Source organism: Kosakonia sp., from assembly GCF_032104925.1.
GTDB lineage: Bacteria > Pseudomonadota > Gammaproteobacteria > Enterobacterales > Enterobacteriaceae > Kosakonia.
In genome coordinates, this window is record NZ_DAMCGF010000004.1 from 84,610 (window position 1) to 107,630 (window position 23,021).

A 23,021-nucleotide genomic window follows, 5' to 3' on the forward strand; every position below is an offset into this window, starting at 1 on the left:
ACGCCGGGATACCTCGATGAGGACAACACTATGAGCATTGATCGCACATCGTCTTTAAAACCGGTTAGTTCCGTTCAACAGCGCGAAACTAACGAGACCCAAACGCAGAAAACGCGTCTGGAAAAAGCGGCTACGGCAAACAGCACCAGCGTGACCCTCAGCGGCGCGCAGACCAAGCTGATGCAGGCTGGCGCGAATGACATCAATATGGAGCGCGTGGAACAGCTGAAAACCGCGATCCGTAATGGTGAACTGAAGATGGACACCGGCAAAATCGCCGATGCCCTGATTGATGAAGCGAAGAGTTACTTGCAGAGTAAATAACAGTATGAATCGACTGTCAGACATTCTTGATCAAATGACAGTTATCCTGAGCGCTCTTAAAGACGTGATGGATGCTGAGCAAAAACAGCTTTCCGTAGGTAACATTCAAAGCAGCGCACTGCAGCGTATCACGGAAGAAAAAAGCTCATTGCTCGCGACACTGGATTACCTGGAGCAACAACGTCGTTCGACACAAAAAGCGCAGCATAGCGCGAACGACGACATCGCAGATCGCTGGCAAACCATTACGCAGAAAACGCAGCATTTGCGCGACCTTAACCAGCACAATGGATGGCTGCTGGAAGGACAAATTGCGCGTAACCAGCAAGCGCTGGAACTGCTAAAGCCGCATCAGGAACCGAGCCTGTACGGCGCGAATGGCTATACCGCTTCCGCCAGCCGTGGCGGAAAGAAAATCTCGATTTAATAAGACCCGTCTTCTTTGCCAGGGATAATTCCCTGGCAATTTGCTTTTCTGTTTTCCCGCTTCCACTTCGCTGAACAGACTTACACCGTAGTCCGCCGCGCGAACTCTTTCACTTTAAAGCCCAGCAGCGCAAGCGTGGCGAAATAGGCAATCACCCCGACCAGCACGACAGCCATCAACCGCAGCAGGCGATAAGGCATAGTGCCAGTTGACCACTCCGGCATGACATACAGCATGCCCATTAATGCCGCTGCCATCACCAGCACCGCAACCACCAGACGCAGCAGGAAACTTGCCCAGCCCGGCTGCGGCGTAAAGATCTGCTGCTTACGCAGCTGCCAGTAAAGCAGCCCGGCGTTCAGACAGGCCGCCAGACCAATCGACAAAGACAACCCGGCGTGTTTCAGCGGCCCGATAAACGCAAGGTTCATTAATTGCGTCATCACCAGTGTGACGATGGCAATCTTCACCGGCGTTTTAATGTTCTGTCGCGAGTAGAAACCCGGCGCCAGCACTTTAACCACGATAAGCCCCATCAGCCCTACCGAGTAGGCGATGAGCGCGCGCTGGGTCATTGATGCATCAAACGCGGTGAATTTACCGTATTGGAACAGCGAAACGGTCAACGGTTTCGCCAGGATGCCGAGCGCTACGGCGCTGGGCAACGCCAGCAGAAAGCAGAGCCGCAGCCCCCAATCCATCAGGCGGCAATATTCGTCGTGGTTCCCGCTGGCGAAACTTTTCGACAACGACGGTAACAGGATAGTGCCAAGCGCCACGCCAAGCACGCCGGAGGGAAACTCCATCAGGCGGTCAGCGTAATACATCCACGACACGGAACCGGAAACCAGAAACGAGGCGAAAATGGTGTTGATGATAAGTGAGATCTGGCTGACCGAAACCCCCAGAATGGCCGGCCCCATCTGTTTGATAACCCGCATCGCCCCGGCATCGTGGAAGCTGATGCGCGGCAGCACCAGCATGCCGATCTTCTTCAGGTGCGGCAGCTGATACACCAGTTGCAGCACACCGCCGACCGTAACAGCCCAGGCCAGCGCCAGTACCGGCGGATGGAAATAGGGAGCAGCAAACAGCGCAAAGCCAATCATGCTGATGTTTAAGAATGTCGGCGCAAACGCCGGCACCGAAAAGCGATTCCAGGTATTGAGGATCGCCCCGGCCAGCGACGCCAGCGAGATCAGCAGAATGTAAGGGAAGGTAATGCGCAGCAGTTGCGAGGTTAAGTTGAATTTATCCGCCGTATCGGCAAAACCCGGTGCGGTGACGAGGATCACCCACGGTGCCGCCAGCATCCCGGCCACGGTGACGATGGCCAGCGCCAGCGTCAGCAACCCGCAGACATAGGAGACAAACACCCGCGTCGCATCTTCACCCTGTTTGCTTTTGTACTCGGCGAGGATCGGCACAAAGGCCTGAGAAAACGCCCCCTCTGCAAAAATGCGGCGCAATAAATTTGGCAGTTTGAACGCCACGAAAAAGGCGTCGGTCGCCATTCCCGCACCAAACACCCTTGCCACAATGGCGTCGCGCGCAAAACCCAGCACGCGGGAAAACATCGTCATGGAGCTGACAGCCGCCAGCGATTTTAATAGGTTCATTCTGGTTTCCATAAGACACAACGCCTGCAATGCAGGCGTTGATGTACAGCGAAGCGCTTAGTCTACAGGGAAAAAGGCGAATTACTATCGCCAGATGTTACCGGGCATTATTCACTCATCGCCTCGCGCCAGAGCTTGTCTACCACGCGCTGGGCGAGGATCGCTTGCTCACCTGCGGTTTCCGGAACTGTCTGATTTTGCACGCATTCAATGAAATGGCGGGCGCATCCGGCGAAACCGCGCTGCTCCAGCACACTCTGCCAGCCCGCCACCGGACGGGCGACGACGCCCTGCCCGCGTTCTTCGCGCCACTCGCGCATGTCGGTTATGTCGAATAAGCCGCCGTCCGTCACCGCCTGAACCCATTCCCGCTGGCTGCCCGCCCGGCGATGCATGCTGGTGGTAATTTGCAGGTGTTCAACACTGAAATGGTGCTCGGCATAAATCATAGCGCCGTCGTCATTGGTCAGCAGCGTCCCGCTTTTTAATTGCGCGGCACCGCCCGCCAGCCATAGCGCGGTATCCACAACGTGCAGGTAGTCATCCAGCAGGGTGAAGCGTAAATCATGCGGCCCGACGCTATCGGTACGGTGTTTATCCATACGCAACGAAGCGGCCTGCGGCATCTGCTGTTTTAGCTCGCGGTAAAGCGGGGAGTAACGGCGGTTAAACCCGACCATCAGCGTCAGTTTTTTACGTGCGGCCAGCTCAATAAGCCGCTCCGCATCCTGTAAGTTTTCCGCCAGCGGTTTATCCACACAAACGTGTACACCGAGATTGAGCAACTCACTGACGACCGCATAGTGTGAAGCCGTGGAAGTATGGACAAAAACCGCATCGCATTGTGCCGCCACGGAAGCCACCGAGTCGGCATACGGAATGCGCCAGGTTTCGCACACGCGCAGCGCCTTTTCCCGCGTTGGCGACCAGGCCGCCGCCAGCGTCCAGTCAGTTGCTGCGCCTAACACCGGCAACCAGGCCTTTTGCGCAATGCCGCCAAGCCCTACCACACCGATACGTAAAGTTGTCACTGTTAATCTCCCAGATGTGCGAGCAGCGAATCGAGACGCTGCTTCAGTTCAGCCACTTCCGCTTCCAGCGCATCGACACGCGCTGCCAGAGACGCATCCGGCGGGCTGACGGCTTCCACAACATTCACCAGCGTCTGCACATCGCCGCTGAAAAGATGCATAAAGCGGCTTTCGCGTTTGCCCGGCTCTCTCGGCAGACGCACCACATACGGCCCGTCTTCACGCGTCGCCAGATGTTCTAACGCATTTTCCACTTCAGCCATATCGCTGAACTGATGCATCCGTTCGCCGCGGGTGCGCAACTCGCCCGGCGTTTGCGGCCCGCGCAGTAACAGCGTAGTGATCAGCGCCACTTCGGCAGAACTGAGTTTGAGATCGCCAAATTCCGAATTACAAAAACGCTGCTCATATTTTGTCACCCGGTTACCAAAACCGCTTACCGTGCGCAGATAATGGCGCTTGACCAGTTCATCCAGCACCGTTTGCACCTCGTGTTCAGCAAGGTTCATCACCGGTTCACGGTTGGTTTTTTGATTACAGGCAGTGACAACACCATTAATGGAGAGCGGGTATTGCTCCGGCGTCGTCACCTGTTTTTCCAGTAAACAACCAATCACCCTCGCCTCGACGGCGGTTAATTGATACTTCATCAAAACTCCTTAGCGACCGGGGGTCCATTCCTGCGTGGTTAATGCGGTAAGCACGTGATCGCGCCATTGCCCGTCAATTAACAGATACGATTTGGCATAGCCCTCTTTTTCAAAGCCAAGCCTCGCCAGCAAATCACCGCTGCGTTTATTGTGCGGCATGTAGTTCGCCATAATGCGATGCATATGTTGCGTGCGTTGCATATAGCGAATGGCGGTGGTGAGCGCTTCGAACATCAGCCCCTGCCCCTGCCATTTCTGGCCGACGGAATACCCCAGATAACAGGCATGAAAAGAGCCGCGCACCACGTTTGAGAAATTCGCCACGCCAATTATCTCTTTCTCTTCCGGATCGAGCAGCGCAAAGTAGAACGCAGAACCCTGTTTATGAAATTCATTGATCATGCTCAGGCGCGCCTGCCAACCGGAAGGATAACAATGGCTTTCATCGCGCACGGGTTCCCAGGGTTTTAAAAACTGGCGGTTTTCGGCGTAATAATCCGCCAGCCGCCAGGCGTCGCGCTCATGCACCAGGCGAACCACCAGGCGGTCTGTTACTAAGCGTACTTTCGGCACGTTACTGCGATAGCCAAACATGCATTACCACTCCTTCCGTTTTACGACTCTTTTAACCCCTTCCCTTTACTATACAGTTGCTCCGGGGCTGTGGGAAAACAGCAACATGGCATTTTCTGCGTCAAACACCATTTTCGATGAAAAGTCTCAATCAAAGGCAGATGTTGATAAAAAAATATTGTCACCACGAAGATGGGAAAAGGCCCGGCGAAACCGCAGAATAAGAAGGTCTTATCTTTCTTATTTCCCGGAGGGGAAATGGCGCGCATATCGCAGGCAAGGAGCCTGGGTAAATATTTCCTGCTTGTCGATAATATGCTGGTTGTTCTCGGCTTTTTCGTTGTCTTCCCACTGATTTCTATCCGCTTTGTTGACCAGCTTGGCTGGGCGGCGTTAATGGTCGGCATTGCGCTCGGTTTGCGTCAGTTTATTCAACAAGGGTTGGGGATTTTTGGCGGTGCGATTGCCGACCGCTTCGGCGCCAAGCCGTTGATTGTCACCGGCATGCTGATGCGCGCGGGTGGTTTTGCCGCGATGGCGGTGGCGCATGAACCCTGGCTGCTGTGGCTTTCCTGTATTCTTTCCGGGCTGGGCGGCACGCTGTTTGATCCGCCGCGCTCCGCGCTGGTGGTGAAATTGGTGCGCCCTAATCAGCGCAGCCGTTTTTTCTCGCTATTAATGATGCAGGACAGCGCAGGAGCCGTTATTGGCGCGCTGCTCGGCAGCTGGCTGCTGCAATATGACTTTCGTCTGGTATGTGCGGCCGGTGCGCTGATGTTTATTTTATGTGCCGCATTTAACGCCTGGCTGCTACCTGCCTGGAAACTCTCAACGGTGAAAGCACCGGTGCGCGAAGGTCTGACGCGCGTGCTGCGTGACAAGCGCTTTGTGACTTACGTACTGACCCTTACCGGTTATTACATGCTGGCGGTGCAGGTCATGTTGATGCTGCCGATTATGGTTAACGACATTGCCGGCTCACCGGCGGCAGTGAAGTGGATGTATGCCATTGAAGCCTGTCTGTCGCTGACGCTGCTTTATCCCATTGCTCGCTGGAGTGAAAAACGCTTTCGTCTTGAGCATCGACTGATGGCGGGTCTGCTGGTGATGTCCTTCAGCCTGCTGCCGGTGGGGATGGTCGGCACGCTGCAGCAGCTCTTCACGCTGATTTGCACCTTCTATATTGGCTCCATAATTGCCGAACCCGCGCGGGAAACGTTAAGCGCACAGCTGGCCGATGCCCGTGCACGCGGCAGCTATATGGGGTTCAGCCGTCTTGGGCTGGCCTTCGGTGGCGCGCTTGGTTATGCCGGTGGCGGCTGGCTGTTTGACGCCGGGAAAGCATTTAACCAGCCAGAGTTGCCGTGGATGATGCTTGGCGTTATCGGGATGATTACCTCCATGGCGCTACTGTGGCAATTTAGCCACAAACGTATTCGCCCGACCATGCTCGAGCCCGGCGCCTGATTTGCACGCCGGTTTTCCCTCTTCCATACTGGTAATTGATGGATAAGCCAGTATGGAGGAGAAACGTGAAACTCTACATTTACGATCACTGCCCGTTCTGCATTAAAGCCCGCATGATTTTCGGCCTCAAGAACATCCCCGTCGAACTCAAGATCCTGCTCAATGATGACGAAGCCACACCGACGAAAATGATTGGCCAGAAAATGGTGCCGATCCTGCAAAAGGACGACAGCCGCTATCTGCCGGAAAGCATGGATATTGTTCACTATGTCGATAAGCTCGATGGCAAACCGCTGCTTACCGGCACGCAAAACCCGAAAATCGAAGAGTGGCTGCGCAAGGTTAATGGTTACGTTAATAAGTTATTGATCCCCCGCTTTGCGAAATCGGCGTTTGACGAATTTTACACGCCACAGGCGCGCGCCGGGTTTGTAGCCAAAAAAGAGGCCGCCATTGGCGATTTCGCCGAGCACCTCAGCCATTCCACAGGATTAGCGAAAAATATCAGCGACGATTTACGTGTGCTGGATAAATTGATTGTGCAGCCCAACGCGGTGAACGGAGAACTCTCCGATGATGATATTCATCTCTTCCCGCTGCTGCGTAATCTGACGCTGGTAAGCGGTATCAACTGGCCAAGCCGCGTTGCAGCGTACCGCGACAATATGGCGAAACAGACACAAATTAACTTGCTGTCATCAATGGCTATTTAACCGCCCATGACGGAAGCGCGCCCGCTTCCGTCATGCCTTTCAGCTTTTTCCGCTGGCCTTTATTTAGTGTGTGTCGCATGCTACGCCCCTGCGTCGTAGCATGGCGATCACGTTGAGGAATTCATGAAGAGAATTATTTTTGCCGCAGCATTACTGTTGAGCGGCGTGCTGGTGGGGTGCAATCAACTGACCCAATATTCTATCAGCGAACAGGAGATTAACCAGGCGCTACAGAAGCGTAACGACTTCGCCAAAGATATTGGCGTGCCCGGCGTTGCGGATGCCCATATTGTGCTGAATAACCTGGCCAGTGAAATCGGTCGCGAAGAACCCAATAAAATCACGCTGACCGGTGATGCGAATCTGGATATGACCTCGCTATTTGGCAACCAGAAAGCCATCATCAAATTGAAACTCAAAGCGTTGCCGGTGTTTGATAAAGGAAAAGGCGCGATTTACCTGCAAGAGATGGAAGTGGTTAACGCCACCGTGACACCGGAAAAAATGCAGACCGTGTTACAAACGTTGATGCCTTATCTTAATCAGTCGCTGCGCAATTACTTTAACCAACGCCCTGCTTATGTGCTGAAAGAAGACAACAGCAAAGGCGAGGCGCTGGCGAAAAAATATGCCAAAGGGATTGAGGTGAAACCGGGCGAAATTATTATCCCCCTCACCGACTAAATAACAGGGCGCCGCGAGCGCCCTTTTTTTCAGGAAAAGGATGCAAACGAAAACGTTTCCGCTTATTCTTAGTGCCCGGCAAAAAACACCTGTTTCTCACCAGCCGGAGCACTCCAATGACCCAACCCCAGGTTTTGAAAATCCGCCGTCCTGACGACTGGCATGTCCATTTACGTGATGGCGAAATGCTAAAAACCGTGGTGCCGTGGACCAGCGAAACTTACGCCCGCGCCATTGTCATGCCGAACCTTGCTCCTCCTGTCACCACTGTGGATGCGGCTATCGCCTACCGCCAGCGTATTCTTGACGCCGTACCCGCCGGGCATGATTTTACGCCATTAATGACCTGCTATCTGACCGACAGCCTGAGCGCCGATGAAGTCGAACGCGGCTTTAACGAGCAGGTATTTACGGCAGCGAAACTCTATCCGGCGAATGCCACGACCAACTCCAGCCATGGTGTTACCAGCATAGATGCGATTATGCCGGTTCTGGAACGGATGGAGAAACTGGGCATGCCGCTGCTGGTGCATGGTGAAGTGACGCACGCGGATATTGATATTTTCGATCGCGAAGCGCGGTTTATCGAAACGGTCATGGAACCGTTACGCCAGCGCCTGCCGGGGCTGAAAGTGGTGTTTGAGCATATTACGACCAAAGATGCCGCAGACTATGTGCGCGATGGCAATGAGTTGCTGGCCGCGACCATTACCCCTCAGCACTTGATGTTTAACCGTAACCATATGCTGGTCGGTGGCGTGCGCCCGCATCTTTATTGCCTGCCGATCCTGAAGCGTAATATTCACCAGCAGGCGCTGCGCGAACTGGTTGCCAGCGGCTTTACGCGCGCGTTTCTCGGTACGGACTCTGCGCCGCATGCGCGTCATCGTAAAGAGGCCAGCTGCGGCTGCGCCGGTTGTTTCAACGCCCCCACCGCGCTTGGCAGTTATGCAACCGTGTTCGAAGAGATGAACGCCCTCCAGCACTTTGAAGCGTTCTGTTCCGTCAACGGGCCACGTTTCTATGGCTTACCGGTGAACGAAACGTTTGTTGAGCTGGTGCGTGAAGAGAGCCAGGTGCCAGAGACGATTGCGCTGCCGGAAGATTCACTGGTGCCGTTCCTCGCCGGTGAAACCGTGCGCTGGCGCGTTAAATAAAAAAATTATCGCTCCCTGTTGTAATATTTTTCGCTTAACTGTATAAACATACAGTAAATTACACAGGGGGCTATTATGCGCATTGAAGTGACTATCGCCAAAACCACACCCTTACCGCCTGGTGCTGTTGATGCACTGGCGGGCGAGTTATCTCGTCGTCTGAACAATTGTTACCCCGATCGCGAAAACAAAATTACGGTTCGCTATGCCGCAGCAAATAATCTTTCGGTTTTAGGCGGTGCAAAAGAAGATAAAGATCGCATAACTGAAATTTTGCAGGAAACCTGGGAAAGCGCCGACGACTGGTTTATCACCGACTAATTTCTCTTTAAGTTTGTGCTTATTGCCGGGTCGCCCCGGCTTTTTTTGTTGTTTTTTTAAGCGCAATCCTGGTGCAGATCTTTTTTAATAAAAATATATGGTTAAGAGCCCGTTTTCTTATTCAAAAAAATCTAACGGCCGAAAAAACATGTTGCAGAGTGTTTAATTATTCGATCTACAACCCCACTTGTTGGTATACTGAAAAAGCTTCAAATAAAACACGCATTGAACCTCAAGAGTCGTTGTCGAATTAAACACGCCAATAAAGGGGGTTATGATGGTAAAGAATAATGAAGTCATCCAGACCCATCCACTGGTCGGATGGGACATCAGCACCGTGGATAGCTACGACGCACTGATGCTCCGGTTACACTACCAGACCCCAAACAGAGCCGCTCAGGAAGAGACCGAAGTCGGCCAGACGTTGTGGTTAACGACCGATGTTGCCCGCCAGTTTATATCGATACTCGAAGCGGGCATTGCCAAGATTGAATCGGGCGACTACCAGGAAGATGAGTATCGCAGGCATTAGTGATAATGCGCTATATAGACTCAACAGGCACCCTTGTGGTGCCTTTCTTATTTCTGTCCTTGTATAACGTTCCCAGGTTAATTACCCTCCTGAACACGCATTTGCCTGGAGAACACCACCATGAAATACGATCTCATTATTATTGGCAGCGGCTCTGTCGGCGCAGCGGCAGGCTATTACGCCACGCAAAGCGGGCTGAATGTGCTGATGACCGACGCTCACCTGCCGCCCCATCAGGAAGGCAGCCACCACGGTGATACGCGTTTAATTCGCCACGCTTACGGCGAAGGCGAAAAATATGTTCCGCTGGTGTTGCGCGCGCAGCAGTTGTGGGAGCAACTGGCGGCGGAAAGCGGCGAAGCGGTATTTGACCGTACAGGCGTTATCAACATTGGTCCGGCTGATTCCACATTTTTGGCTAACGTCGCGCAAAGCGCAGCGCAGTGGCAGCTAGCCGTCGAAAAACTCGATGCCCCGTCACTGATGGCTCGCTGGCCGGAAATCCGCGTACCCGACGATTACATCGGCCTGTTTGAAGCCGACTCCGGTGTGCTGCGTAGCGAACTGGCGGTAAAGACCTGGATCCGTCTTGCCAAAGAGGCGGGCTGCGCTCAGCTCTTCAATTGCCCGGTCACCGCGCTACATCATCATGAAGACGGTATCAGCATCGATACCCGGGAAGGGACATTCCACGGCAAAAAAGTTCTTGTCAGCGCGGGGACGTGGGTGCAAAAACTGCTGCCTGAATTGCCGATACAACCGGTACGCAAAGTTTTTGCGTGGTTCCAGGCCGATGGCCGTTACAGCACCAAAAACAAATTTCCGGCGTTTACCGGTGAAATGCCCAATGGCGACCAGTATTACGGCTTCCCGGCGGAAGACAATGAATTAAAAATTGGCCGTCACAACGGCGGGCAGCTTATCAGCGACGCGCAGCAGCGTAAGCCGTTTGGCGAAGAGCCGGGAGATGGCTCCGAATGTTTCGCTTTCCTGCGCCAGTTTCTGCCCGGCATCGGTGGGTGCTTGTACGGTGCATCCTGCACCTACGATAACTCACCGGATGAAGACTTTATTATTGATACGCTGCCGGGATCCCCGGACACGCTGATTGTCACAGGCCTGAGCGGACACGGTTTCAAATTTGCGCCAGTGCTGGGCGAAATTGCCTGTGAATTTGCCCACGGCAAACGTTCGCATTTTGATTTACAACCTTTCTCACTTTCCCGTTTTACCGGGTAACCTTTCAGCGGCCTCGTTCGGGGTCGCTTATTGCATTTTTACGGAGAGAATATGCGCCGTCTGTTTCATTACTTAATAAATAACGTGCGTGAACATTTGATGCTTTATATTGCGCTGTGGTTACTGATCGCACTGATCGATATTATCTATATCGTATGGGCATCTTGATAAACACTGACAAAAATTGACATATACTTATAAAAATATATTGTCAGGGCAGAATATTTAAACATCATCTCCGCAGCAAAACCTCAATAAATTGAGGACTTACACCACAGTCCACCTAATGTGCTGAATGTTATCCAGCAAAGTCATTCAAAAACGATGATATAGAAAAAATAACGATTCAATAGCGTAATTTTGAGTTGCAATATTGTTTCTCTCCCGCCATTTTAATTTAACCAGTTATTAACTCAGATTAACAATTATGCCATTACGCAATTCACCTGAGCGCTACGGCGCCGTTTCTATTGTTCTGCACTGGCTGGTGGCCATTGTGGTTTATGGTATGTTCGCGTTGGGTCTGTGGATGGTGACGCTGAGCTATTACGACGGCTGGTATCATAAAGCGCCTGAGCTCCATAAGAGCATCGGCATTTTGCTCATGCTCGGCCTCGTGTTCCGGGTAGTGTGGCGTTTTCTTTCCCCGCCGCCAAAGCCGCTCGCCAGCTATTCACGTCTGACGCATATCAGCGCCGTGCTTGTTCATATCGCGCTCTATTTGCTGTTGTTCGGCATTCTTTTCAGCGGCTATCTCATCTCCACGGCCGACGGTAAACCCATCAACGTTTTCGGCCTGTTCGAGATCCCCGCAACGCTTGCCGATGCCGGATCACAAGCCGATCTTGCCGGAAATATTCACCTCTGGCTGGCATGGACAGTGGTTGTGCTGTCCGTATTACATGGCCTTGCCGCGATTAAACACCATTTCATCGATAAAGACGTCACTCTCAAGCGCATGCTGGGAAAATCGTCGCCTGACTCTGGAGCATAATATGAAGAAAATCCTGCCGGGACTCGCTCTCGCTTCGCTGCTGTTCACCACGGGTTCTGCTATCGCTGCGGACTACAAAATTGATAAAGAGGGTCAACACGCCTTCGTTAATTTTCGTATCCAGCACCTCGGCTATAGCTGGCTCTATGGCACGTTTAAAGATTTCGACGGGACGTTTAGCTTCGACGAAGCCAACCCGGCCTCAGACAAAGTGAACGTGACCATTAACACTAACAGTGTCGATACCAACCACGCCGAGCGTGATAAACACTTACGCAGTGCTGAATTCCTGAATGTCGCCAAATTCCCGCAGGCAACCTTTACTTCAACCGAGGTGAAAAAAGCGGGTGACGGGCTGGATATTACCGGCAATCTGACGCTGAATGGCGTCACCAAACCGGTAGTGCTGGCGGCGAAACTGATGGGCCAGGGCGATGATCCGTGGGGCGGCGTGCGCGCAGGCTTTGAAGCTTCCGGCAAAATTAAGCTGAAAGATTTTAACATCACCACAGATCTGGGTCCGGCGTCACAGGACGTTGAACTGATTATTTCCGTGGAAGGCGTGCGTCAGAAGTAAGATTGCGGGAGAGGGGCAACCCTCTCCCCAGGGTTTATTCCGGATCCGGAATGCCCAGTTTGGTATTCAGACGACCACGGGATTTGTTAAAGATTTTGTTGCCATTCTCCCGCCCGGCGCGACGTTTACGCTGCTCTTCTTCCGGCAATTCGCTCTCTTCTTTGCACAGCTCACTGCAGCAACCATTAAATTTCTCAGCGCAGGCCGGACATTGAATAAACAGCAAATGGCAGCCGTCATTACGACAATTGGTATGGGAATCGCAGGGTGTGCCGCACTGATGGCAATGAGCAATAACGTCATCGGAAATGCGCTCGCCCATACGCTCATCAAATACAAAGTTTTTACCGATAAAACGCACCGGCAAGCCCTGTTCGCGCGCGCGGCGCGCATATTCGATAATGCCGCCTTCGATATGCCACACTTTAGTGAAGCCGTTATGCTTCATCCAGGCACTCGCTTTCTCGCAGCGAATACCGCCGGTGCAGTACATAACGATTTTCTTATCTTTATGTTCCTGCATCATTTCGACCGCTTTCGGTAGCTGCTCGCGGAACGTATCCGCCGGGATCTCCAGCGCACCAGCGAAATGTCCGACTTCGTATTCGTAGTGATTGCGCATATCAATGAACACCGCATCAGGATCGTCGAGCATGGCATTCACTTCCGCCGCTTTCAAATAATCCCCCACATCGCTGGCGTCAAAACTCTCATCTTCGATACCGTCGGCAACAATCCTGTCGCGGACTTTCATGCGCAGCACCCAGAAGGATTTACCGTCATCATCAATCGCGATATTTAAACGCAGGCCGTCGAGCGCCGGATCGAAGGCATAAAGCGTCTGGCGAAAGGTATCGAATTTACTTTGTGGCACGCTGATTTGCGCATTGATACCTTCATGGGCAAGGTAAATACGGCCAAACACGTTCAACTGGCTAAAAGCCTGGTAGAGCGCGTCGCGCGTGGCTTGCGGATTAATAATCGAGAAATATTTATAGAACGAGACGGTAACGCGCGGTTCCGTTTCCGCGAGCATCCGCGCCTTCAGTTCATCATTGGAGATGCGGTTGTGTAACACTGGCATGGTGTACGTGTCCTGCAAAGTTAGGGGTGAAAAAACGGCGGCATCATAAAGCAAATACTGATAATTTACATCCACACATTTTGCGCTACATTTTCTCTCATTCTAACGATTACGACGCAACAATTCCTGACAAAACAGGCATTCTGTGCGCCATGGTTTTGGTTAATTCCGAAAAAATGCGAGAATACAGGGAATTGTTGCTTCAAACAGGACAGTCATGACGCATTTACCCAAGTTTACGGCATCGCTGCTGCACCCGCGCTACTGGGCTCTCTGGTTCGGGGTCGGCATGCTGTGGTTAGTTGTTCAACTCCCCTATCCCGTGATTTACCGCCTCGGCTGTGGCATTGGTCACCTGGCGCAGCGCCTGATGAAACGTCGCGCGCGTATTGCGCAGCGCAATCTCGAACTCTGCTTTCCGCACATGAGCGAAACAGAGCGGCAGAAAATGGTCGCAAAAAATTTTGAGTCGGTTGGCATGGGTTTGATGGAAACCGGCATGGCCTGGTTCTGGTCCGATCGCCGGATGTCACGCTGGATGGACGTTATCGATTTTGAACATGTCAGAAGCGTGCAGGCGCAGGGGCGAGGAATTTTGCTGATCGGCGTCCATTTTTTGACGCTGGAGATCGGTGCCCGCATGTTTGGTCTGAACGAGCCAGGTATCGGTGTCTATCGCCCGAACGACAACCCGGTTATTGACCTGCTGCAAACTTGGGGCCGCATGCGTTCCAATAAAAGCATGATCGACCGTAAAGATCTCAAAGGCATGATCCGCGCCCTGAAAGCGGGTGATGTCGTTTGGTATGCGCCCGATCATGACTACGGCCCGCGCGCCAGCGTTTTCGCCCCTTTCTTTGCCGTTAAAGATGCGGCTTCCACGTCAGGAACCTGGATGCTGGCCCGCATGTCCCAGGCCTGTATCGTACCTTTTGTTCCACGCCGTAAACCGGACGGTAAAGGGTATGAATTGATTATTCTCGAACCGGAATGCTCTCCTCCACTCGATGACGCAGAAACCACCGCAGCATGGATGAACAAAGTCGTTGAGCGCTGCATAATGATGGCGCCAGAGCAATATATGTGGTTGCATCGCCGCTTCAAAACGCGCCCGGAAGGCGTCCCCTCTCGCTACTGAAGCGATAAAGAGCCTGCAAATGCAGGCTCTTTTTTTGTCATACAAACCTGCGTCAGCGCATTGCGGCAATCATAACCCGGGCGCATAATTAGCATGCTTACTATCGACTATTATTAATGTGTGCTGTTATGGACGGTTATGTCTCACTCTGATGCCCCAATAAACTGGAAGCGCAATCTCACCGTTGCCTGGTTTGGCTGTTTTCTCACTGGCGCGGCGTTTAGCCTGGTGATGCCCTTTATCCCCCTCTATGTCGAGCAGCTTGGCATCACCGATCCCGGTGCGCTCAATATGTGGTCCGGTTTAGTCTTTAGCATCACCTTCCTGTTCTCTGCCATCGCTTCTCCCTTCTGGGGCGGTCTTGCCGACCGTAAAGGACGCAAAATCATGCTACTGCGTTCCGCGCTCGGCATGGCGATTGTTATGGCGTTAATGGGCATCGCACAAAATGTCTGGCAGCTCCTTGTGCTGCGGGCGCTTCTCGGTTTGCTGGGCGGTTTTATCCCCAACGCCAATGCCCTGATCGCCACGCAAATGCCGCGCAATAAAAGCGGCTGGGCGCTGGGGACGCTCTCAACGGGAGGCGTCAGCGGCGCGCTGCTTGGCCCGCTGGCTGGTGGTTTGCTGGCCGATAGCTGGGGTTTGCGGATGGTCTTTTTTATTACCGCTTCTGTGCTTTTTATCTGTTTTCTGCTCACGCTACTTTGCATCCGCGAAAATTTCACCCCGGTGGCAAAACGCGAGATGTTGCACTTCAAAGAGGTTTTCGCCTCGCTAAAAAGCCCCAAACTGGTGTTGAGCCTGTTCATCACCACCATGATTATCCAGGTAGCGACGGGCTCTATTGCGCCGATTCTGACACTCTATGTGCGCGATCTTGCCGGTAATGTCAGCAACATTGCCTTTATCAGCGGCATGATTGCCTCCGTGCCTGGCGTCGCGGCACTGCTTAGCGCACCTCGTCTGGGCAAATTGGGCGACAAAATCGGCCCGGAGAAAATCCTCGTCGCGGCATTGATAATCTCCGTCTTGCTACTGCTGCCAATGTCAATGGTGCAAACGCCATGGCAACTGGGCATTTTGCGCTTCCTGCTCGGCGCTGCAGACGGCGCCTTGCTCCCTGCGGTGCAAACGTTGCTGGTCTACAACTCCACCAGTCAAATTGCCGGACGTATATTCAGTTACAACCAGTCATTCCGCGATATTGGTAATGTTACCGGCCCGCTGATGGGTGCGGCGGTCTCGGCCAGCTACGGTTTTCGTGCGGTGTTTTGCGTGACGGCGGGCGTCGTTCTGTTTAATGCCATTTATTCATGGTGCAGTTTGCAGCGCCCTGCCCGCCGTGCCAGAACCGAGGCAACCCGCAGCGTTCAACGCCAGCAGTAGCGTAAAGCGTGATCGCCCACTCGATACAATAGATATTTGCCTTACATCCAGGCTGCCCCGCGTATAAGAAGCGATGCTGTTTCGTGCAAATTTCCCGAATTAATTAAAGCTGAAAAGCGGGATAACTGGCATGACTGACCATCTTTATCTTGCAACACGTTAAACATAAAACGCAGTCACAAACATTCGTCACGAATTCTGCAGGTGTACAGTTATTCAGCGCGACACCTTTCTCGTTATGCCATGAAATCGCTGATTTATTTATGACAAATTTGACGCTCGCAAAGCCAGCGTCTATAGGTTTGTGCATACCTTTTTTACTGTTATCTCAGGAGCGATGATATGGCCGAAACTGAACTGGAGTATTACTCAACACTGTCGGAAGCAATTGATGCCGCGCGGGAATTATTTATTGCCGACAACCCGGATCTTGATGAAGAAGAAATCAGCGTGCAGCAATTCAATGTGCAAAAGTATGTTCTTCAGGATGGCGATATCGCGTGGCGCGCTGAGTTTTTTGCGGATGAAGAAGAGCCCGGTGAATGCTTGCCTCTTTTCAGCGGTGAAGCCGCACAAAGTGTCTTTGACGGCGATTTCGATGAGATTGAGATAAGCCAGGAGTGGCAGGAAGAGAATACGCTGCATGAATGGGACGAGGGTGAATTCCAGCTGGAACCACCGCTGGATACCGAAGAGGGACAGACAGCCGCTGACGAGTGGGACGAGCGCTGATTACTCGTAAGGGCCGTGATGAGTATCCAGCGGTAACAAAAGTGTGTCAAACACCAGTGAGAAAGGTAAATCAAGTACGGTAATGTAGCGCCACGCGGAGTCGCGGACATCCCACTTAACGCCGGGGTAATACTGATTACCGTGTCCCTGGCCAGGAATTGTCCGACTGACGATGCTGCCGCAACCGCTTAGCAGATACGCCATGACGACTACTAAAATTACTCTCACAGACAACCTCTTCTTATCTGATACAGATAAAAAAATACCGGCTCTCAGGCCGGTATTTTCCTTAATGTCGGCTTACTTTGCCTTCAACGCCAGCGGGTTAAGCTTGAGCGTTTCATAGTAGCTCGCCCATGACAGATATTTCTCCGGCGCCGCCCACAAGCGATAGTGCATACGCGCTAGTGTGACCGGGTCGCTCAGCAACACCAGGCGACGGTCGCGGTTCAGCTTCTCTGGTGTTTCATTCAGCGCCTGCTCAACATGGCGATCGCGGGCAATTTCCAGCACGTGGCTTGCGCGGTGGCGAGCCGTTGCCATCGCCGTTGCCAGCGCGTTGAATGACGGGTTAAACACCGCATGCATAAATCCATCTTCCAGGCTGCGCGAGCGGTTCAGCTCCAGATATTTATCCGTGTTCACCAGTACCTGCGGCGGAGAATACTCTTCCGGGATGAGGAACAGTTTCCAGCGTTTGGTACGCAGTCCGACGGTAGACCGGCTGGAGATAACCGACACGAACGGCGACAGGATCAGCGAGAAGACAATCGGTGCCAGCCAGAACAGGAAGCGGAGATCAAGCCATGCCATCCCTACTGCCCATACCAGCCCCAGCAGCAGCTGAGAACCGTGGCGCATAAAGGCTTCACCCCACGGCGTGGAGTCATCGTCACGCTGCGGCGAGTTCCATACCACTTCCCAGCCAAGGAACGCGCTGACCACAAACACGGTGTGGAACAGCATACGCACCGGCGCAAGCAGCACCGAGAACAGCACTTCCAGCAGCAGGGAAATCGTTACGCGAATGAAACCACCGTACTCTTTCGGCCCCTTGCACCACACCAGGATGATACTCAGTAGCTTCGGCAGGAACAGCAGGACCATTGTCGAAGCGAAAAGCGCAATAGCCAGCTCCGGACGCCACTGCGGCCACACCGGGAACAACTGGCGCGGCTGCAGGAAGTATTGCGGCTCCGTCAGCGCATGCACCACCTGCAAGGCCGTGGAAAGCGCAAGGAACATAAACCACAGCGGCGCGGAGAGATAGGACATCACACCGGTGAGGAACACTGCGCGGTGAACCGGGTGCATACCTTTTACCAGGAACAGGCGGAAGTTCATCAGGTTGCCGTGACACCAGCGGCGGTCGCGCTTCAGCTCATCGAGCAGGTTCGGCGGCAGCTCTTCATATGAGCCTGGCAGATCGTAAGCAATCCACACCCCCCAACCGGCACGGCGCATCAACGCGGCTTCGACAAAGTCGTGGGACAGAATCGAACCGGCAAACGAACCTTCACCCGGCAGCGGCGCCAGCGCGCAGTGCTCAATAAACGGTTTCACGCGGATAATCGCGTTATGCCCCCAGTAGTGGGATTCACCCAACTGCCAGAAGTGCAAGCCCGCAGTGAACAACGGCCCGTAAACGCGGGTCGCAAACTGCTGACAACGTGCATAGAGCGTATCCATCCCGGACGCTTTCGGTGACGACTGGATGATCCCGGCGTTCGGGTTCGCTTCCATCAGGCGTACCAGCCCGGTCAGACACTCGCCGCTCATCACAGAGTCCGCATCCAGCACCACCATGTAGCTGTACTGGCTGCCCCAGCGGCGGCAGAAGTCATCGATATTACCGCTTTTGCGTTTTACGCGACGGCGGCGGCGACGGTAGAAAATCTGCCCTTCGCCCTGCACTTCCGCAATCAATTCCATCCAGGCTTTCTGCTCGGCTACGCAGATATCCGGGTTGTAGCTGTCGCTCAGAATATAGACGTCGAAGTGCGCCGCGTTGCCAGTGGCTTTCACAGATTCCCAGGTTGCGCGCAAGCCCGCGAACACGCGATCCACGTCTTCGTTACAGATAGGCATAATCAGCGCCGTGCGATGTTCCGGGTTTAGCGGTTCATCGCCCACCGTCGAGGCCGAAATGCTGTATTTATCGCGGCCAATCAACAGTTGCAGGAAGCCCATCAACGCAGTCCAGAACCCGGCGGAAACCCAGCAGAACAGCACCGCGAACAGGATCAAGATACCGGTTTGCAGCACATACGGCAGGAGCTGCATAAAGGAAACCCACAGATCCTGGCCCGCCATATCCGTTGGGTTGATAAGCGCCCAGCCCTGATAAGGCAGAATGGTTTTCATATACCAGGTGGCGACGACGGTTTGCGCCAGCGTCAGCACCAGCAGGATGTAGCGGCGGATAGAACCAACGGTACGCCATTTCTGCTCGTGTGCTTGCTCCTCTTTGGTCAAACGCGCAAGGTAACGGGGCGCAACTTCGCGCCCGCGCAGACGATCCCAAAAACGGCCAATCGGGTTCGTGCGCCACGGATCGGGGAACATCGAAGAGCGTTTGGCTTTCGGCATCGCCTGAAGCTGTGCACGCCCTTCATCGTCTTTGATCAATTGCCCTTCAGCGAGCGAATCCGGCCAGCTATGTTCCAGACGTGCTTTCACAGAACCCAGCGGCGTATCATCTTCACGCGTCCAGCTCGTATGCTCTTTATCCAGCGCCTCATGCACGCTGCGAATGCTCTCTGTCGGCAGCGCCGCTTTTTCCGATGCGGAAAGCGGCAGCATGTCGATATACTCAGTTGTCTTATTCATTGGCAGGTAGCTGATAGCTCCAGGTTTCACTCAGGTTCTGGTCGGCGTTGACCAGCGCCGCGCGCATATCCGTGGTTTTCTTCGGATCTTTGACTTTCACGCGCAACATCAAACGCCAACCTTGCGTAACCGGATTATAGCGAACGGTATTTTCCACAATCTCACCGTTATCGCCAATGCTGGCTTGCGCGGTTACTGGGGTATCCTTCGGCAGCTTTTTCATATCCTGGCCGGTGAAATCCACCACAAACGCGATAGTCCCGTCAGGTTGACGGATAAGATTTGACTGTTTCACATCCCCTGTGGAGCGACGCGTCTGCAATACCCACGCATTGTCTGGCGCATGCAGCTTGTCTTCGTCACGGCTAAAGGTGATGGTGTATTTGAAGTTCATCTCTTTACCCGGATCCGGCAGTTGATCCGGGGTCCAGTAAGCGACGATGTTATCGTTAGTTTCATCGTTGGTCGGGATTTCAACCAGTTCGACTTTGCCTTTGCCCCACTCGCCTTTCGGCGTTACCCACGCGCTCGGGCGCAGATCGTAGCGGTCATCGATATCTTCAAAACGGGAGAACTGACGACCACGCTGCAGCAGACCAAAGCCCTGCGGGTTTTCCATCGCATAGCTGCTCACAGCAAGATGTTTCGGGTTATTCAGTGGACGCCAAATCCACTCGCCGTTGCCTGCCAGCATCGATAAACCGTTAGAATCGTGCAATTCCGGGCGATAGTTGGTCGCAGGAGAGGGTTGCGTCGGCCCAAACAGGAACATACTGGTCAGCGGCGCAACACCGAGTTTGCCCACTTTGTCGCGCAGGTAAACTTTGGACTGCACATCTACCACGGTGTCGCGGCCTGGAATAATCACAAAACGGTATGCGCCTGTTGCACGCGGTGAGTCCAGCAGCGCGTAAATAGTCAGGCGTTTGTCAGTTGGTTTTGGACGCTCAATCCAGTACTCACGAAAACGCGGGAACTCTTCGCCAGATGGCAGTGCGGTGTCAATGGCGAGACCGCGAGCGGAAAGGCCATACACCTGCCCCGCACCAATCACGCGGAAGTAGCTTGCGCCCAGCATGCTGACGATTTCATCGTTTTTATCTTTATTATTGATGGGGTACAGAACTTTGAAACCGGCGAAACCGAGGTCTTTGACCGTGTCTTTATCGTGCTGGACATTGCCGAAATTGAAGTAATCCGGGCTGTATTTAATTTTACGTACGGCAGTGGTAGTCACTTCGTTGATGGTCACTGGCGTGTCGAAGTACATACCCTGGTGATAAAACTCAAGCTTAAATGGGGTGTTGATCGCGTTCCAGTAGGCTTTGTCATGGTTAAACTGGATCTGCTGATAGTCCGCGTATTTCATCTCACGGAACACAGAGGGCAAATTGGTCTTGGGTGCTTCGTAGCCTTTACCGGCCAGTGATTGTGCCTGTTTTGCGACATCATCAATAGAAAAGGCCCAGCCTGATGACGTATAAAGTGACAACAGAACAGCAGCACCAACCCAACGCATTTTCATCATTCGTAATTTAGGTTTCATAATAACTAAGCACTTCCCCCTTTGTGTGCTTAAATCGATCCGATCCATTTTAATGGAAACTCAGGCTATCCGACAACTGAATCCCCGCATTGTTCTCCATGCAGGCTCATTGAATAAGCAAATGAAACTAACCCTTTATCGTTTTGCAGGCTTATCCTGGAGACAGGTTATCGGTCATAGTGTAGGGTTGGTTGCGAATGTAATCATTATTTGTCTTATGGATAAGACGAAAAGTCTGAGAATGTACGGAGTGATATGACCAAAACCCCCGCACAACGAGAATATTTCCTTGATTCCATACGCGCGTGGTTGATGCTGCTTGGGATCCCATTTCATATTTCGCTGATCTACTCCAGCCATATGTGGCACGTAAACAGCGCCTACCCTTCATGGTGGCTAACGCTGTTCAATGACGCCATACATGCGTTCCGTATGCAGGTGTTTTTTGTCATTTCCGGTTATTTTTCATACATGTTGTATTTGCGCTATCCGCTTAAGCGCTGGTGGAAGCTGCGCGTTGAGCGCGTCGGCATTCCAATGCTCACCGCGATCCCGCTGCTGACGCTGCCGCAATTTATTATGTTGCAATATGTGAAAGATAAAACAGCCGAATGGCACACCCTATCGACTTATGACAAATTCAACACGCTGTCATGGGAACTCATCTCCCATTTATGGTTTTTATTAGTCCTTGTGGTATTAACAACGATCAGCATGGTGCTGTTTAAAAAACTAAAAAATAGCGCTAACCGGCTGGCTGGCAATATTTCGCTGGCGAAACTGTCGCTTTGGTTCCTGCTGTTAGGTATCGCATGGGCTGCGTTGCGTCGAATTGTGTTGATGATCTATCCGGATATATTACGTGACGCGCTGTTTAATTTTGCGGTCATGCAGACGTTGTTCTACATTCCGTTCTTCATTCTTGGTGCGCTGGCATTCATTAACTCGCGCCTGAAATCACTTTTCACCACGCCTTCGCCATGGTGCATGCTCGGCTCAGCGCTGGCCTTTGGTGCTTATTTGCTTAACCAGCGCTATGGCAGTGGTGATGGCTGGATGTACGAAACCGAGGCGGTTATCACCATGCTGCTGGGGCTGTGGATGGTCAATGTCGTCTTTTCATTGGGCCACAAGTTGCTGAACTTCCAGTCAGCGCGTGTGAGTTATTTCGTGAACGCATCCCTGTTTATCTATCTGGTACACCATCCGCTGACGTTGCTATTTGGTGCGTGGATCACACCGCATATCCAGTCCAATCTCCTTGGTTTTCTTGCCGGACTGATCTTCGTCATTGGCATTGCGGTGCTGCTGTATGAAATCCATCTGCGCATTCCGCTGCTACGCTTCCTTTTTTCCGGCAAGCCGCAGCAAAACGACGCGAAGCGGCATGCTCACGCCAGATAAGGTTTCCGGCTGCCCTGCCCGCAGAGCAGCCGCGCCTTATTGGATGTGCTGAGTCAGTAAGCGCTGGTAAAGCTGCGTCATTTCGTCATCGAAACAAACAAAGATCACCTTCTGGAGTTGAGGCCGACGTATAAGGTGCGCAGCGACGGTATTAACGGCGATTTCGGCCGCCGCGGCTTTTGGGTAACCATACACGCCGGTACTGATAGCGGGAAAAGCAATGCTCGTGTAACTATTGGCTTCCGCCAGTTGAAGGCTATTGCGGTATGCATCCTCCAGTAAGCGCGCTTCATTCTCTTCTCCGCCACGCCAGACCGGCCCAACGGTATGGATCACCGCTTTCGCCTTTAAATTTCCTGCCGCCGTGATCACCGCATGGCCTGGCGGACACTCGCCCTGCTGCTGACGTACCTGCCGGCACGCATCGAGCAAAGCAGGTCCGGCGGCACGATGAATCGCGCCATCCACACCGCCGCCGCCAAGCAATGATGAGTTTGCTGCATTCACAATCACATCCACTTCAAGCGTGGTGATATCCCCCTGAAGCACCTGCATACGTGGTTGCATTTTTGCCCCCTATCCGCCAGTAACCCG

Annotated in this window: 25 protein-coding genes; 16 read left to right on the forward strand and 9 right to left on the reverse strand. The window is 53.0% G+C overall.

The features are described from left to right. The first annotated feature begins 30 nt into the window (after window positions 1-30). The gene (flgM, locus tag RT644_RS09645; protein WP_017456400.1) at window positions 31-324 is read left to right on the forward strand and encodes a flagellar biosynthesis anti-sigma factor FlgM; all 294 of its coding nucleotides are present in this window, start codon (window positions 31-33) and stop codon (window positions 322-324) included. 4 nt (window positions 325-328) lie between these two features. Next, window positions 329-751 (forward strand): flagella biosynthesis chaperone FlgN, encoded by a 423-nt coding sequence (flgN, locus tag RT644_RS09650; protein WP_017456399.1) that lies wholly within the window; start codon window positions 329-331, stop codon window positions 749-751. Window positions 752-831: 80 nt separating this feature from the next. Here flgN and murJ read toward each other — a convergent pair whose 3' ends face one another. The 4 genes from murJ to rimJ form a co-directional block, all read right to left on the reverse strand. Continuing rightward, window positions 832-2,370: a murein biosynthesis integral membrane protein MurJ gene (gene murJ, locus RT644_RS09655; RefSeq protein WP_313626465.1), complete on the reverse strand. Its 1,539-nt coding sequence runs from the start codon at window positions 2,368-2,370 to the stop codon at window positions 832-834. Between the two features lie 107 nt (window positions 2,371-2,477). Further along, window positions 2,478-3,401: a Gfo/Idh/MocA family oxidoreductase gene (locus RT644_RS09660; RefSeq protein WP_313626466.1), complete on the reverse strand. Its 924-nt coding sequence runs from the start codon at window positions 3,399-3,401 to the stop codon at window positions 2,478-2,480. Between the two features lie 2 nt (window positions 3,402-3,403). Continuing rightward, window positions 3,404-4,051 carry a YceH family protein gene (locus RT644_RS09665; RefSeq protein ID WP_045507054.1) on the reverse strand — a complete coding sequence of 216 codons (648 nt, stop codon included), beginning with the start codon at window positions 4,049-4,051 and terminating at the stop codon, window positions 3,404-3,406. Between the two features lie 9 nt (window positions 4,052-4,060). Continuing rightward, on the reverse strand, window positions 4,061-4,645 hold the full coding sequence (gene rimJ / locus RT644_RS09670) for a ribosomal protein S5-alanine N-acetyltransferase (RefSeq protein ID WP_020457425.1): 585 nt from the start codon (window positions 4,643-4,645) through the stop codon (window positions 4,061-4,063). Between the two features lie 237 nt (window positions 4,646-4,882). Between rimJ and mdtH the strand changes: the two genes are divergently transcribed. From mdtH to RT644_RS09720, 10 genes are all read left to right on the forward strand, one after another. Continuing rightward, window positions 4,883-6,091, forward strand: coding sequence for a multidrug efflux MFS transporter MdtH (gene mdtH, locus RT644_RS09675; protein WP_017456394.1), 1,209 nt, complete (start codon window positions 4,883-4,885; stop codon window positions 6,089-6,091). A gap of 65 nt (window positions 6,092-6,156) precedes the next feature. Further along, window positions 6,157-6,804, forward strand: coding sequence for a glutaredoxin 2 (grxB, locus tag RT644_RS09680; RefSeq protein WP_313626467.1), 648 nt, complete (start codon window positions 6,157-6,159; stop codon window positions 6,802-6,804). Between the two features lie 123 nt (window positions 6,805-6,927). Beyond that, window positions 6,928-7,488: a lipoprotein gene (locus tag RT644_RS09685; RefSeq protein WP_313626468.1), complete on the forward strand. Its 561-nt coding sequence runs from the start codon at window positions 6,928-6,930 to the stop codon at window positions 7,486-7,488. 116 nt (window positions 7,489-7,604) lie between these two features. Continuing rightward, the gene (gene pyrC, locus RT644_RS09690) at window positions 7,605-8,645 is read left to right on the forward strand and encodes a dihydroorotase (protein ID WP_045507048.1); all 1,041 of its coding nucleotides are present in this window, start codon (window positions 7,605-7,607) and stop codon (window positions 8,643-8,645) included. Between the two features lie 75 nt (window positions 8,646-8,720). Next, window positions 8,721-8,966 carry a DNA damage-inducible protein I gene (gene dinI / locus RT644_RS09695; protein ID WP_017456390.1) on the forward strand — a complete coding sequence of 82 codons (246 nt, stop codon included), beginning with the start codon at window positions 8,721-8,723 and terminating at the stop codon, window positions 8,964-8,966. A gap of 277 nt (window positions 8,967-9,243) precedes the next feature. Beyond that, entirely contained in the window at window positions 9,244-9,498 is a 255-nt protein-coding gene (gene bssS, locus RT644_RS09700) for a biofilm formation regulator BssS (RefSeq protein ID WP_017456389.1), read from the forward strand. Between the two features lie 120 nt (window positions 9,499-9,618). Beyond that, window positions 9,619-10,737 carry an N-methyl-L-tryptophan oxidase gene (gene solA, locus RT644_RS09705; RefSeq protein WP_313626469.1) on the forward strand — a complete coding sequence of 373 codons (1,119 nt, stop codon included), beginning with the start codon at window positions 9,619-9,621 and terminating at the stop codon, window positions 10,735-10,737. Between the two features lie 51 nt (window positions 10,738-10,788). Next, on the forward strand, window positions 10,789-10,905 hold the full coding sequence (locus tag RT644_RS09710; RefSeq protein ID WP_020457419.1) for a YceO family protein: 117 nt from the start codon (window positions 10,789-10,791) through the stop codon (window positions 10,903-10,905). A gap of 259 nt (window positions 10,906-11,164) precedes the next feature. After that, window positions 11,165-11,731 carry a cytochrome b gene (locus tag RT644_RS09715; protein ID WP_020457418.1) on the forward strand — a complete coding sequence of 189 codons (567 nt, stop codon included), beginning with the start codon at window positions 11,165-11,167 and terminating at the stop codon, window positions 11,729-11,731. A 1-nt stretch (window position 11,732) separates the two neighbouring features. Beyond that, the gene (locus RT644_RS09720; protein WP_020457417.1) at window positions 11,733-12,308 is read left to right on the forward strand and encodes a YceI family protein; all 576 of its coding nucleotides are present in this window, start codon (window positions 11,733-11,735) and stop codon (window positions 12,306-12,308) included. Window positions 12,309-12,342: 34 nt separating this feature from the next. On the opposite strand, the gene RT644_RS09725 is transcribed toward RT644_RS09720, so the two are convergent. Continuing rightward, entirely contained in the window at window positions 12,343-13,392 is a 1,050-nt protein-coding gene (locus RT644_RS09725; protein ID WP_045507042.1) for a rhodanese-related sulfurtransferase, read from the reverse strand. A gap of 217 nt (window positions 13,393-13,609) precedes the next feature. Between RT644_RS09725 and RT644_RS09730 the strand changes: the two genes are divergently transcribed. From RT644_RS09730 to RT644_RS09740, 3 genes are all read left to right on the forward strand, one after another. Further along, window positions 13,610-14,530: a Kdo(2)-lipid IV(A) acyltransferase gene (locus RT644_RS09730; RefSeq protein WP_020457415.1), complete on the forward strand. Its 921-nt coding sequence runs from the start codon at window positions 13,610-13,612 to the stop codon at window positions 14,528-14,530. 138 nt (window positions 14,531-14,668) lie between these two features. Next, window positions 14,669-15,916: a multidrug efflux MFS transporter MdtG gene (mdtG, locus tag RT644_RS09735; protein WP_045507039.1), complete on the forward strand. Its 1,248-nt coding sequence runs from the start codon at window positions 14,669-14,671 to the stop codon at window positions 15,914-15,916. Window positions 15,917-16,258: 342 nt separating this feature from the next. Next, entirely contained in the window at window positions 16,259-16,648 is a 390-nt protein-coding gene (locus RT644_RS09740) for a MysB family protein (protein WP_020457413.1), read from the forward strand. Here RT644_RS09740 and RT644_RS09745 read toward each other — a convergent pair whose 3' ends face one another. From RT644_RS09745 to mdoG, 3 genes are all read right to left on the reverse strand, one after another. Beyond that, a complete protein-coding gene (locus tag RT644_RS09745) occupies window positions 16,649-16,876 on the reverse strand; it encodes a YceK/YidQ family lipoprotein (RefSeq protein ID WP_313626470.1) in 228 nt (75 codons plus the stop codon). A 72-nt stretch (window positions 16,877-16,948) separates the two neighbouring features. Continuing rightward, window positions 16,949-19,477, reverse strand: a complete 2,529-nt coding sequence (gene mdoH / locus RT644_RS09750) for a glucans biosynthesis glucosyltransferase MdoH (RefSeq protein ID WP_313626471.1) — start codon at window positions 19,475-19,477, stop codon at window positions 16,949-16,951. Continuing rightward, window positions 19,470-21,005: a glucans biosynthesis protein MdoG gene (gene mdoG / locus RT644_RS09755; RefSeq protein WP_313626744.1), complete on the reverse strand. Its 1,536-nt coding sequence runs from the start codon at window positions 21,003-21,005 to the stop codon at window positions 19,470-19,472. Before mdoG ends, mdoH begins: the two co-directional genes overlap by 8 nt. A gap of 273 nt (window positions 21,006-21,278) precedes the next feature. Between mdoG and mdoC the strand changes: the two genes are divergently transcribed. Next, window positions 21,279-22,427 carry a glucans biosynthesis protein MdoC gene (mdoC, locus tag RT644_RS09760; RefSeq protein WP_097407533.1) on the forward strand — a complete coding sequence of 383 codons (1,149 nt, stop codon included), beginning with the start codon at window positions 21,279-21,281 and terminating at the stop codon, window positions 22,425-22,427. A 36-nt stretch (window positions 22,428-22,463) separates the two neighbouring features. Here mdoC and ymdB read toward each other — a convergent pair whose 3' ends face one another. Next, window positions 22,464-22,994 (reverse strand): O-acetyl-ADP-ribose deacetylase, encoded by a 531-nt coding sequence (gene ymdB / locus RT644_RS09765; RefSeq protein WP_313626472.1) that lies wholly within the window; start codon window positions 22,992-22,994, stop codon window positions 22,464-22,466. Window positions 22,995-23,021 lie beyond the last annotated feature (27 nt).